The 12,559-nt window shown below is 70.3% G+C and carries 13 protein-coding genes; 2 read left to right on the forward strand and 11 right to left on the reverse strand.

The window, feature by feature from the left end; genetic code table 11:
* Positions 1-7 precede the first annotated feature (7 nt).
* The 11 genes from HF323_RS11160 to sufB all read right to left on the reverse strand — a co-directional run bounded on the left by HF323_RS11160 (position 8) and on the right by sufB (position 10,573).
* The gene (locus HF323_RS11160; protein WP_169582640.1) at positions 8-829 is read right to left on the reverse strand and encodes an ABC transporter ATP-binding protein; all 822 of its coding nucleotides are present in this window, start codon (positions 827-829) and stop codon (positions 8-10) included.
* Entirely contained in the window at positions 826-1,845 is a 1,020-nt protein-coding gene (locus tag HF323_RS11165; RefSeq protein ID WP_317451056.1) for an iron chelate uptake ABC transporter family permease subunit, read from the reverse strand. The genes HF323_RS11160 and HF323_RS11165 overlap by 4 nt, the downstream gene beginning before the upstream one ends.
* Positions 1,842-2,852, reverse strand: a complete 1,011-nt coding sequence (locus tag HF323_RS11170) for an iron chelate uptake ABC transporter family permease subunit (protein ID WP_169582641.1) — start codon at positions 2,850-2,852, stop codon at positions 1,842-1,844. Before HF323_RS11170 ends, HF323_RS11165 begins: the two co-directional genes overlap by 4 nt.
* A complete protein-coding gene (locus HF323_RS15730; RefSeq protein ID WP_169582642.1) occupies positions 2,849-3,793 on the reverse strand; it encodes a siderophore-interacting protein in 945 nt (314 codons plus the stop codon). The genes HF323_RS11170 and HF323_RS15730 overlap by 4 nt, the downstream gene beginning before the upstream one ends.
* A 43-nt stretch (positions 3,794-3,836) precedes the next feature.
* The gene (locus HF323_RS11180) at positions 3,837-5,225 is read right to left on the reverse strand and encodes an MFS transporter (protein ID WP_169582643.1); all 1,389 of its coding nucleotides are present in this window, start codon (positions 5,223-5,225) and stop codon (positions 3,837-3,839) included.
* The gene (locus tag HF323_RS11185) at positions 5,222-6,373 is read right to left on the reverse strand and encodes an aminotransferase class I/II-fold pyridoxal phosphate-dependent enzyme (protein WP_169582841.1); all 1,152 of its coding nucleotides are present in this window, start codon (positions 6,371-6,373) and stop codon (positions 5,222-5,224) included. Before HF323_RS11185 ends, HF323_RS11180 begins: the two co-directional genes overlap by 4 nt.
* A gap of 117 nt (positions 6,374-6,490) precedes the next feature.
* Positions 6,491-6,820, reverse strand: a complete 330-nt coding sequence (locus tag HF323_RS11190) for a metal-sulfur cluster assembly factor (protein WP_127475313.1) — start codon at positions 6,818-6,820, stop codon at positions 6,491-6,493.
* A 9-nt stretch (positions 6,821-6,829) separates the two neighbouring features.
* The gene (gene sufC, locus HF323_RS11195) at positions 6,830-7,624 is read right to left on the reverse strand and encodes a Fe-S cluster assembly ATPase SufC (RefSeq protein WP_169582644.1); all 795 of its coding nucleotides are present in this window, start codon (positions 7,622-7,624) and stop codon (positions 6,830-6,832) included.
* Between the two features lie 14 nt (positions 7,625-7,638).
* Complete coding sequence (locus HF323_RS11200; protein ID WP_169582645.1) at positions 7,639-7,968, reverse strand: non-heme iron oxygenase ferredoxin subunit; 330 nt, start codon at positions 7,966-7,968, stop codon at positions 7,639-7,641.
* Positions 7,965-9,155, reverse strand: a complete 1,191-nt coding sequence (gene sufD, locus HF323_RS11205; protein ID WP_169582646.1) for a Fe-S cluster assembly protein SufD — start codon at positions 9,153-9,155, stop codon at positions 7,965-7,967. The genes HF323_RS11200 and sufD overlap by 4 nt, the downstream gene beginning before the upstream one ends.
* Positions 9,155-10,573 (reverse strand): Fe-S cluster assembly protein SufB, encoded by a 1,419-nt coding sequence (gene sufB / locus HF323_RS11210; RefSeq protein WP_169582647.1) that lies wholly within the window; start codon positions 10,571-10,573, stop codon positions 9,155-9,157. Before sufB ends, sufD begins: the two co-directional genes overlap by 1 nt.
* Positions 10,574-10,834: 261 nt before the next feature.
* On the opposite strand from sufB, the gene HF323_RS11215 reads away from it, so the two are divergent.
* Both HF323_RS11215 and HF323_RS11220 read left to right on the forward strand, forming a co-directional pair.
* Positions 10,835-11,941 carry a COX15/CtaA family protein gene (locus tag HF323_RS11215; protein WP_169582648.1) on the forward strand — a complete coding sequence of 369 codons (1,107 nt, stop codon included), beginning with the start codon at positions 10,835-10,837 and terminating at the stop codon, positions 11,939-11,941.
* Between the two features lie 152 nt (positions 11,942-12,093).
* Entirely contained in the window at positions 12,094-12,489 is a 396-nt protein-coding gene (locus HF323_RS11220; RefSeq protein ID WP_211160450.1) for a dinucleotide-utilizing enzyme, read from the forward strand.
* Positions 12,490-12,559 lie beyond the last annotated feature (70 nt).

Here is a 12,559-nt window from a genome sequence, read left to right on the forward strand (position 1 = left end):
GGTGGAGTCACGCCTCGTCCGCGGCCGCGTGGGCGCCGCGGGGGATCGGGATGACGAGGGGGGTGGAGGTGAGCGGGTCGGGCATCACGAGGGCTTCGAGCTCGAAGGCCTGCGCCACGATCTCGCTCGTGAGGACATCGGACGGCGCGCCGTGGGCGACGACGCGGCCCGCGCTCATGACGACCAGCTCGTCGGCGTAGCGCGCGGCGAGATTGAGCTCGTGGAGCACGACGACGATCGTCGTGCCATCGGTGCGATTGAGATCGCGAAGCAGGTCGAGGACCTCGATCTGATGGCTGAGGTCGAGGAACGTCGTCGGCTCGTCGAGCAGGAGGATTCGGGGCTCCTGGGCGAGGGCCATCGCGATCCACACCCGCTGTCGCTGCCCGCCGGAGAGATCGCCGACGGGGCGGTCTGCCAGGGCGGCGACCCCCGTCTTGGCCATCGCGTCGTCCACCGCGGAGGTGTCAGCGGCGCTCCAGCGCTGGAAGACGCCGCGGTGCGGGTGGCGGCCGCGCGAGACGAGTTCGGCGACGGTGAGGCCGTCGGGCGCGGTCGGATGCTGCGGCAGCAGCCCGACCGTCTGGGCGAAGCGCCGGCGTGAGAGGGTCGAGACATCGATGTCGTCCAGCGCGACGGTGCCGCCGAGCGGCTCGTTCACACGGGCCAGAACGCTCAGCAGGGTCGACTTGCCGCACGCGTTGGCGCCGATGATCATCGTCATGCGCCCCGGAGCGACCTCGAGGTCGAGCCCCTCGATGACGCGGCGGCCGGGGTATCCGGCGGCGAGGCCACGCGCACTCAGGCGGGGAGCGGAATCGGGAGTCACAGGTTCCGTCCTTTCGACGTGGCCAGCAGCCACAGCAGGAAGACCGCGCCGATGGCGCCGGTGACGACGCCCACGGGCATCGAGGAGCCGGGGATCGCGAACTGCGCCACCAGATCGGCCGCGGCCAGCAGTACGGCGCCGATCGCCGCACTCGTGCCGATTCCGACGGCGCCGTGCCCGAGGAGGGGACGTGCGATCGCCGGCGCACACAGGGCGATGAAGGCGATCGGCCCGACGAACGCACACGTCACCGCGGTGAGGACGACTGCGGTGACCACGGCGACGATCCGCACGGTCGAGGTGCGCACGCCCAGAGCCGCCGCGGTGGGGGCGCCCATCTGGGTGAGCGGGAGCCAGCGGGCGCAGGCAACCACGGCGGGAATCGCGAGGATCACCACGACCGCGACCGTGAGCACGTTCCACCAGGGCGTCGAAGCGAGGCTGCCCGTCAGCCAGATCAGGGCGGCCTGCGCGAGCTCGACCTTCGCCCGGACCATGAGGTAGTTCGTGATCGCGATCGTGAGGAACGCGACGCCGACACCCGCGAGGATCAGCCGATAGCCGCCGTCGGCGCGGTGCCGCCCCGCGAGCAGGAGGAAGGCGGCCACGACGAGACCGCCCGCGAAAGCCGCCAGCGCGAGGAGCGGGCCCCCCAGTCCGAGCGTCAGCATCGCGAAGACGGCCGCCGCCCCGGCGCCGCCGCTGATCCCCAGCAGATCGGGGCTCGCCAGCGGATTGCGCAGGAGGGACTGCAGGAGCGCACCCGCCGCGCCCAGCGCGCCGCCGACGAGGAGCGCCATGGCGAGCCGTGGGGCGCGCACCTGGAAGATGACGTACGACTGGGCCCGGTTCCCCGCGCCCCACAGCGTGCGCCAGACGTCATCGAGCGTGAGCGGGAAGTCGCCGAGCGAGAGCGAGACCAGAGAGACGACGACGACCGCGAGGAGGGAACCGCCGACGACGAGCGCGCGGCGCCGGCGCACGCGGGTGCGGATCTCGAGGACGGAGGAGGTCACAACGTCACCCGCCCCGGCCGCAGGACGAGCGAGATGAGAACGGGCGCGCCGACGAAGGCGACGACCAGGCCGGCCTGCACCTCGCCGGGAAGGGCGATCACCCGTCCGATCACATCGGCTGCCAGAAGCACGATCGCTCCTGCCGGCGCGCCGACGGCGAGGAGCCAGCGGTAGTCGCCGCCGACCAGCGCGCGCAGCGCGTGCGGCACGAGCAGTCCGACGAAGACGATGGGTCCGGCGATCGCCGTCGCACTGCCGCAGAGGAGCACGGTCGCGATGATCCCGAGGAGTCTCGTGCGGCCGACGCTGTGACCGAGCCCAGCGGCCGTCTCGTCGCCGAGCGCTATGAGGTCGAGTCCGCGGGCGCACGAGAAGGCGATGATCGCGCCCACGACGATCGGCAGGGTCACGACGGCGACCGTGTCGAGCCCGCGGACGGTCAGCCCGCCGACCTGCCAGTACCGGAACACGTCGAACGCCGTGATGGAGGTCGTGAGGATGAAGGTGGTCACGGCGGTGAGGCCCGCCGTGACGGCGGCGCCGGTGAGAGCGAGCTTGGCCGGGCTGGAGCCGTCGGGGCCGCGCGTGCCGATCAGCGCCACCACGACGGCGGCGACCGCGGCGCCGGCGAACGCGAACCAGACGAAGCCGGACGGCGAGGTGATGCCCAGCAGTGTGATGGCCGCGAGCACGGCCACGGAGGCGCCGGCGTTGACACCCAGCAGTCCGGGATCGGCGAGCGGGTTTCGCGTGAGGCCCTGCATGAGGGTCCCGGCGAGAGCGAGAGCGGCACCCGCGAGGATGCCGATGACCGTGCGGGGAACGCGCTGCGTGAGGATGACCGTGTGATCGGCCGAGTCGGGGTCTGGACGGACGAACGCATCCACCACGACCCACGGAGCCACCGCGCGCGCGCCGATCATGAGGCTCACCACCACCATCACCGCCAGCAGCACGAGGGCGAGGACCAGGAGGAGGCGCCCGCGCCGATCGCGCGCGGAGGTCATTCCTGTCGCTCGGACTGCCCGAGCCGCCAGTACCCCATGAACGCCACGCGCTTGCGGTCCACGCCGCAGCCCTGCACCAGATGGCGGCGCAGGCCCTTGACCATCGCCGCCTCGCCGGCCATCCAGGCGTAGAACTCGCCCTCGGAGTCCTCCGGGCTGTCCCACAGCAGCTCGACGTCGACGTCGACGTCGGCGAGCTCCTGTGCGCGAGGGGCGGCGGCACGGGCGAGGACGTCCGGCGCGCCAGCGCTCCAGGCGGCGACCGCCTCGGTGAGCGCTGCCCCGTGCTCGCGGTCGTCGCGTGCGAGCCACGTCACCCGGAACGAGTCCGGCACATCCAGCGACAGCCGATCGGCGCCGGTAGGCACCTCGATGAAGGCGTCGACCTCGTACGTCTCATCGAGCGCCTCGAGGATGCCCGAGATCCCGGGCGCGGCGGTCTCGTCTCCCGCGAGGAGCACGCGCCGCGCCGTGCCGGGGTGCCAGTCCAGGCCCTGCCGGCTGAAGTCGCTGCGCTGGTCGGGTCCGACGATCACCAGCTTCTGGCCGACGGCCGCGGATGCCGCCCAGGCCCCGGCCGGACCGGCGTCATGGTGCACGACGAAGTCGACGACGACCTGCCGCTCGTCGGGATTCGCACGGCGCACCGTGTAGGTGCGAAGCGGGCTGCGCACCGCGCTCGGGACGGCGCGCCACATGGCGTACCAGTCCCCCGCGTCGATGACCGCGTCGTCGCGCTGGCCGATATCGGTGATCGTGCCGTCCGCCAGCGGAAGGATCAGCTTGATGCGCTGATCGAGCCCCGCGGTGCCGAAGTACTCGAAGTCGTCGCAGCCGAACGTCACGCGTACGAAGTGCGGAGAGAGGCGGTGCACGTCGACCACGGTCGCGGCGTACGGACGATACGCAGGGCGCGTGGCGACGGCGGCGGAGGAACTCACACAGTAAGGCTAGCCTTACCTGTCCTGGGCCTCAAATCCGGCGTCACATTCCTCCGCGCCGGGCCCCCGCGAGGTCCTCCTGGGCGTGCCCCAGGCGCAGACCCGGGACCAGCGCGAGAGCCGCGAGGGCGGCCGCCATCGCGAAGACCGCCGGGAACGCGGCATCCGTCCCCGTCAACGCCGTGAAGACGAGACCCATCGCGGCGATGGCGGTAGCCGCGCCGATCGAATCCGAGATCGACAGCGCGGCGGAGTTGAAACCCTGATTCTGGGGCGTCGAGTACGCGAGCGTCAGTACGGTCAGGCGCGGATACATGAGCCCCATGCCGGCGCCCGCGAGCGCCCATCCGGCGACGAGCACGCCGGGAGCCAGCCACAGGAGCGCGGTGACCGCGGCGATGAGCGCGGCCGCTCCCAGCAGCGCGGTGCCGATGAGCGTGATGCGCGTGTTGCCGAGCCGATCGCCGTGGCGGCCCTGCACCCACGCGGCTCCCGCCCACGCCAGGGCAGCGGCGGTAAGGCCGAGTCCCGCCCACGTCGGCGAGAAGCCGTAGTGGTCGATGAGCAGGTACGGCACGTAGATCTCGGCGCCGAACAGCGACCCCGCGATGAGGCCCCGCATCAGCACGACGCTGGGCAGGCCGCGCACCGAGCGCAGCGTCCCGCGCGGGAGCAGCGGCCGAGAGGCCACCGCGATGACGACGACGGATGCCGCCACCACCGCCCAGGCGTATCCGCCGAGTTCGCCCGCGAGGCTCAGCGCCAGCGCCCCCGCGGCCACCGCGACCGCGCACGCCAGGCGGGCGGCGACGCGTTCGGTCGATGGGTCGTCGGTGTGGAGCGCAAGCCCGTGGAGCCTGAGCACCACCATCGCGAAGGCGACGACCGTCAGCGCGGCGACCCCGAGGAACACCCACCTCCAGTGCAGGGCCTCGGTGACCGCACCTGCGAGGAACGGGCCGATCAGGGACGGCACCACCCACGCCGCCGAGAACGCCGCGAAGACGCGGCCGTGCAGCTCGGGCGGATAGACCCGGGCGACGACGACGTACAGCGCGACGGTCTGCCCGCCCGTGCCGAGCCCCTGGATGAGCCGTCCGGCGACGAGCCACTCCATGTTCGCGGCGAGTCCCGCGATCACGAGACCGACGACGAACAGCGCCACGGCCGTCGTCAGCGGCGCCAGCACTCCCCCGCGGTCGCACCAGGCTCCGACGGCGACCATGCCGATGACGCTCGTGGCGAGCGTTCCCGAGAAGGCCACCGCATAGAGCGCGTCCCCGTCGAGATCCGCGCTCACGACAGGCATGACGGTCGTCACGGCGAGCGACTGCATCGCCGCAAGGAAGATCAGCGCGACCGCGCCGACGGTGACCCAGACGAACGCCGGCTGCCAGATACCCGTCGCCGTGCGAACGGGTGCGGAGCTCATCCGACCAGGCTACCCACCCTGCGGACCGCCTCGGCGAGGACCTCGGGCGAACAGCCGAAGTTGATGCGCACGTGCCCCGCGCCCGCTGCGCCGAAGTACGGGCCGAGGTGGAAGGCGACCTTCGCGTCGCGGCGGATGCGCTCGGCGGGGTTGTCCCCCCACCCCAGCGCGGAGAGGTCGACCCAGGCGAGGAAGCCGGCATCGGGGATCCGGTATCGCGCGCCCGGGACGTGCTCGGCGAGCAGATCGGCCAGCAGCGCGCGGTTGACGTCGAGGGCTGCCAGCTGGGAGTCCAGCCACGGATCGCTCTCAGGAGAGAACGCCGCGACCGCGGCGATCGCACCGAAGAGTCCGGTGCGCCACTCGACCTCGTCGGGCAGCGACCGCACGACATTCGTCGTCACGTCGTCGGCCGTCACGATGAGCGCGCACTTGAGGCCGGCGAGGTTGAACGCCTTGCTGGCGCTCGCGACCGCGTACCCGACACGCGCCGCGGTGGGCGACGCGGCGAGGAAGGGCGTGAACGTGGCGTCACGGTGCGTGAGGGGAGCGTGGATCTCATCGCTGATCACGGTCGCGCCGTATCGGGCGGCGAGGTCCGCGAGGGCCGCGAGCGTCTGGCGGGAGTGGGCGGTGCCGGTGGGGTTGTGCGGGTTGCACAGCAGCACGGCGCGCGCGCCGCCCACGAGCGCGGCCTCGATCCCGAGAAGGTCGAGCTCCCACCCCGCCCCGGTGTCGACGAGCGGCACGAGCTCGACGACGGCACCGGCCTCGGGCACGACGTCGAAGAACGGCGGGTAGACCGGAGGCGTGACGACGACGCGGTCGCCCGGCTGTGTGACCCGACGCAGCAGCTCGACGATCGCCATCATCACGTCGCACGTGGTGCGAACACGGGCCGGATCGACCGCCCAGCCGAATCGCCGGTCGGCGAACCCGGCGTAGGCCGCCGCGATGCCCGGCTCGGGCGGCGTGTAGCCGGTGTCGCCGAGGGCGACCGCGCGGGTCAGCGCCTCGCGGATGGCCGGCGCCTGCGGGTAGTCCGTCTCGGCGACGAACAGCGGCAGGACATCATCGCCGTACTTGCGCCACTTCGTGCTCGAGCGCTGCCGGAGCAGCTCGAGCGGAAGGGCTTCCAACGGGGTGATGACGCGCACCCGTCGAGAGTAACGACGGAGACGGATGCCTCGCCCGGACGTGACCTTGTGTTGCGGGCATGCAGTTGCGGGCGGGCAGTTGCGGGCGGGCTGTGGCAGGCGGGACCGTCAGATGGCGAAGCCGAGGGCGCGCATCATGTCTCGTCCGTCGTCGGTGATCCGCTCCGGGCCCCACGGCGGCATCCACACCCAGTTGATGCGGAACCGATCCACCACCTCGTCGAGCGCTTGCGCCGTCTGCTCCTCGAGGACGTCGGTGAGCGGACAGCCCGCCGACGTGAGGGTCATGTGGATGACCAGGGCGTCGTTCTCGTCATCCCACCCGAGGTCGTAGATGAGGCCGAGGTCGACGACGTTGATCCCCAGCTCGGGGTCCATGACGTCCTTGAGAGCCTCGGTGACCTCGTCGTACTTCTCGGGTGTGAGCGTTGCGGTCATGTAACGATTCTAGGCTTCGCTGGCGACGGCGGCGTCGGCGGGCTCTTCCTCGCCCGGAGGCAGGAAGCGGTCGTAGCCCTCGTCCTCGAGCCGGTCGGCGAGCTCAGGGCCGCCTTCCTCGACGATACGTCCGCCGATCATCACGTGCACGAAGTCGGGGTGGATGTAGCGGAGGATGCGCGTGTAGTGCGTGATCAGCAGCACACCGAGGTTCGTCTCCTCCTTGGCGCGGTTCACGCCCTCCGAGACGATCTTGAGCGCGTCGACGTCGAGACCCGAGTCGGTCTCGTCCAGCACGGCGATCTGCGGCTTGAGAAGCTCGAGCTGAAGGATCTCGTGGCGCTTCTTCTCACCGCCGGAGAAGCCCTCATTGACGTTGCGCTGGGCGAACTTCGGGTCCATCCGGAGGTTCTTCATCGACGACTTGACGTCCTTGGTCCACGTGCGGATCGCGGGCGCCTCGCCGTCGATGGCCGTCTTCGCAGTGCGGAGGAAGTTCGTCACCGTGACGCCGGGGATCTCGACGGGGTACTGCATCGCCAGGAAGAGACCGGCGCGGGCACGCTCGTCCACCGTCATCTCGAGCACGTCCTCGCCGTCCAGCGAGATGGACCCGCTCGTGACGGTGTACTTCGGGTGGCCGGCGATCGTGTAGGCGAGCGTCGACTTGCCGGAGCCGTTGGGCCCCATGATGGCGTGGGTCTCTCCGGTGCGGATCGTGAGCGTCACGCCGTTGAGGATCGGCGTCGTCCCCTCATCGGTCTCGACCGTCACGTGCAGGTCTCGGATCTCGAGCTCAGACATCTTCAGTACCTTCTTCAGTTCGCTTCGAGCTTGACGGCCGGGTCGATGAGCACGTCATCGCCGTCGATGGTGACCGCGAAGACCGGGACCGGCTCGTACGCGGGGAGGTTGAGGGGCTTGCCGGTGCGCAGCGAGAAGGCCGAGCCGTGCGCCCAGCACTCGAGCGTCTCGCCGTCGACGAAGCCCTCGGCCAGGGAGATGTCGCCGTGCGTGCACGTGTCGCCGATCGCATGCACCTCGCCGTTCGAGTCGAGGACGACGGCCATGGCGACGCCGTCGATCTCGAAGCGGCGGGCTTCGTCCTGCACGAGTTCACTGAGGGCGCACACGCGCTGTGCCGTCATCGGGCGATCTCCTTGGCCAGTTCCTCCTCGATGGCCGCGAACAGCTCGGCTTCGAGGTCGGGGACGTTGATCTTCTGCACGATCTCGGCGAGGAAGCCGAGCACGACCAGGCGGCGTGCCTCGTCCTCGCGGATGCCGCGAGCCTGCAGGTAGAAGAGCTGCTCGTCGTCGAACCGGCCGGTCGCGCTGGCGTGCCCGGCACCGCGGATGTCGCCCGTCTCGATCTCGAGGTTCGGGATCGACTCGGCGCGCGCGCCATCGGTCAGGACCAGATTGCGGTTCGCCTCGTAGGAGTCGGTGCCGACGGCATCCGGTCCGATCAGCACATCGCCGATCCAGACGCTGCGCGCACCCTCGCCCTGCAGCGCTCCCTTGTAGAGCACGTCCCCCGTGGTCTCCGCGCCCTTGTGGTGCAGGTACACCTGGCTCTCGAGGTGCTGTCCCGCGTCGGCGTAGCTGAGACCGTAGAGCTCGCCGCGCGAGCCCGTGCCCGCGAGCTCGACGCTCGGGTTCACGCGAACCACGCCGCCCCCGAAGCTCACCACGATGTGGCGGAGCGTCGCGTCCTTCTCGACACGGGCCTGATGGGATGCCGCGTGGACGGCGTCATCGTCCCACTCCTGCACCGACACGACGGTGAGGTGCGCGCCATCGCGCACGATGATCTCGATGTTCTGCGCGTGGTGCGCGGTGCCGGTGTGACGGAAGACGACGGTGGCGTGCGAGTTGGGAAGCGCCTCGATCACGACGTGGGCGTGCGCGAGCCCGCCCGTGCCGCGCAGGTTCACCAGCACGGGCTCGTCGAACTCCGCACCGGCGGGGATCCGCAGCAGCGGGGCCTCGTCCTCCTGCTTCCACGCGATGGCGCTCGGGAGGTCCTCCGGACGGAAGACCTCGCCGCGGGGAGCGGCATCGTGGCCGAGACGGTCCTGGACGAGGGCGGCAGGCGCGGTCACCTCGACCTCCATGACGCCGTGTCGCCCGATCTCGTCGGAGAACAGCGGCTGCAGCAGGGCGACCGGCGTGTGCTTCCAGTTGACCTCGCGGCCCGACGGCGCCTCGAAGGCAGCCGGGTCGAAGGAGTGGAAGCGTTCGGAACGGGTCTGAACGGGAACGAACGCACCGGCGCCATCAGTGTGGCCCTTCGCGCCGGGAACGGTGGCGGGGGCCTCAGTAGCGGAGCTCACTAGCCGACGGATCCTTCCATGCCCATCTCGATGAGCTTGTTGAGTTCGAGCGCATACTCCATGGGAAGCTCTCGTGCGATCGGCTCGATGAAGCCGCGCACGATCATCGCCATCGCCTCGTCCTCGGGGAGGCCGCGGCTCATGAGATAGAACAGCTGCTCCTCGCTCACCTTGGAGACGGTGGCCTCGTGCCCCAGCTGCACGTCGTCGACGCGGATGTCGATCGCCGGATACGTGTCGGAGCGCGAGATGGTATCGACCAGCAGCGCATCGCATCGCACCGTGTTGGCGGAGTGGTGCGCATTGGCATCCACGCGGACCTCGCCGCGGTAGCCGGCACGACCGCCGCCGCGGGCGATCGACTTCGAGACGATCGACGACTGCGTGTAGGGGGCCATGTGGATCATCTTGGCGCCGGCGTCCTGGTGCTGCCCCGGGCCGGCGAAGGCGACCGAGAGCGTCTCGCCCTTGGCGTGCTCGCCCATGAGGAAGATCGACGGGTACTTCATCGTGACCTTCGAGCCGATGTTGCCGTCGATCCACTCCATGGTGGCGCCCTCGTGGGCGACGGCGCGCTTCGTGACGAGGTTGTAGACGTTGTTCGACCAGTTCTGGATCGTCGTGTAGCGCACGCGTGCGTTCTTCTTGACGATGATCTCGACGACGGCCGAGTGCAGCGAGTCGCTCTTGTAGATCGGGGCCGTGCAGCCCTCGATGTAGTGGACGTAGGAACCCTCGTCGGCGATGATGAGCGTCCGCTCGAACTGGCCCATGTTCTCGGTGTTGATGCGGAAGTAGGCCTGGAGCGGAATCTCCACGTGCACACCCGGCGGCACGTAGACGAAGGATCCGCCCGACCAGACGGCGGTGTTGAGCGCGGCGAACTTGTTGTCGCCCGCGGGGATCACGGTGCCGAAGTACTCCTCGAAGAACTCCGGGTGCTCGCGGAGCGCCGTGTCGGTGTCCATGAAGATGACACCCTGCGCCTCGAGCTGCTCGTTGATCTGGTGGTAGACCACCTCGGACTCGTACTGCGCGGCGACGCCGGCGACGAGCCGCTGACGCTCGGCCTCGGGGATGCCGAGGCGTTCGTACGTGTTGCGGATCTCCTCGGGCAGCTCTTCCCACGTGCCGGCCTGCTTCTCGGTCGAGCGCACGAAGTACTTGATGTTGTCGAAATCGATCTCGCTGAGATCGGCTCCCCAGGTCGGCATCGGCTTGCGGCCGAACAGCTGGTACCCCTTCAGACGGGTCTTCAGCATCCATTCGGGCTCGCTCTTGAGCGCCGAGATGCCGCGGACGACGCTCTCGTTGATCCCGCGCTGCGCGACGGCGCCGGCGGCGTCGGTGTCGTGCCACCCGAACTCGTAGACACCCAGGCCATCCAGCTCAGGGCGGTCGATCAGCACATCAGACATCGTCTCGTTCTCCTCCGGGCTCTGGCGGTGTCATCCGCCCCGGCATTCCGGCTCCCCCGGTGGAGTTACCGGAGGTGGATGCCGCTCGTGGGCCCACTCATTCGGCGCCGGCCGTCGCGCCTAGACTGTCAGTGGTGCGCAGCGCGCGAACCCAGGGGTTCTGCACGCGCAACCGACTCTTCGATTCTACAGGGTCCGCCTCGACCAGGTTCGTCACGCGACGATCCGGGCGATGGCGGGCCGATTACCAGGAGGCGAAACGTGTCCTCTCCGTCGCGTCCCGGCCGATGGCTCCTGCTGCTGGCGTGGCTGTCGTTCGCCGCGGAAGTCGTCATCATCGGCACCGGCGGCGCCGTGCGGCTGACCGGGTCGGGACTGGGGTGCTCGGAATGGCCGCTCTGCACGCCCGAGTCGCTCTTCCCCACCGAAGAGCTCGGGATCCACGGTGTGATCGAGTTCGGCAACCGCACGCTGACCGGCGTCGTCGGCGTGCTCGCGCTGGCGGTACTCGCCCTGACTCTGCTTCATGTCGGCGCCCGCCGTGAACTGCGCCGGACCGCGTGGTTCGCCGCAGGCGGCATCGCCGGCGGTGCCGTCGCCTACCTGATCGCCGACGCGCTGGGCGCGCCGGGATTCGTCGCATTCGCCGCGGTCGCGCTGCTCTCCGTCATCGCCGCCGCAGTGGCGGCCCTGCGCACCATCGTCGACCGCCGCGATCTGGTCCTGCTGGCGTTCGTCGTCGTCGGCGGGGTGGTCGCCCAGGCGCTCGTCGGGGGCATCACCGTTCTGACAGGGCTCAATCCCTTCATCGTCGGCTTCCACTACGTCTCGTCCGTCGTGCTCGTGATGGTCACGTCGGCGTATCTCGTGCGAGCGTACGAACGTCCCGGTCCGCGCGAGTGGGCGGTGCCGGCCTGGTTCGCGACGCTCACCTACGCCACCGCCGCCGCTCTCGCGCTGACCCTCGCGTTCGGCGTGCTGACAACGGCGAACGGCCCGCACTCCGGCGACGCGGACGTCATCCGCACCGGCTTCGATGCGTCCGTCCTGGCGCACGTGCACGCCATCCCGGGCTATGTCCTCGCCGCCCTGCTCGCGGTTCTCGTCGGCGCGGGCGCGATCCTCCGGCTTCCGACGCTGCGGTGGTCGCTGGCGCTCCTGGTCACGGTGGTCGTCCAGGTCGCCGTCGGCGTGTACCAGGCGCGCGAGGCGCTCCCGCCTCTCGCGGTGGGCATCCACATGGTGCTCGCTGCCCTCACAGCGGCGGCGATGACGGTGGTGGTGCTGCGTCTCAAGCGGCCCGGCTCGCCCGCGCCCGAGCCCGAGGTGCGCTCGGGACTCGGCGCGACGGCGGTCGCCGCAGGCTGACGATCCCGCAGCGGAAGACACGGCGGGATGTCGAATCCCCCACGGACGCGTTCATAGGGTTTTCATCGGAAGCACCGAGGTTCTGTTCAAACGAGTGGGAGAGGCTGTCGGATGCCGCGGCCGACCGTGTCGCGCGTCTGGAGTTGAACACCATGCCTACCCGTCCCCCTCTGGTCCGCAGCATCCCGTTCTGGGCTCTTGTGGCCGCTTCGCTGGCGACCGCCGGCGCGGGCGCTCTTCTGCTCGTCGACAAGCTCGGCGTCATGACGACCACCCTCACCGATGGCACCGCGACCGGAGTGGAGGTGTACGTGGGACAGTCGATCGCTGGACTCGGCGCCACGCTGATCGGCGTCGGCATCGTCGGCATCCTGATCTCCCTCGCGATCGCTGCCCTGTCGACGCTGCGACCTCATGCGCCGATCGAGATCGTCGAGCCGATCGACTGGGCGTCCGATGACGCCGCGGACGAGGCCGGCCCGGCGAAGAACGACGCTTCGCTCGAGGCTCCGCTCGCCGAGCAGGCGGGGCCCGGCCCGGCCCGCTGAGCCCTCGCGTGACGGGGCGCGTTCGCTGGATGGATCAGCGGACGCGCCCCGTCGCCGTTCCTGCCCGATA

The organism is Microbacterium sp. MF43, from assembly GCF_012847295.1.
Lineage (GTDB): Bacteria > Actinomycetota > Actinomycetes > Actinomycetales > Microbacteriaceae > Microbacterium.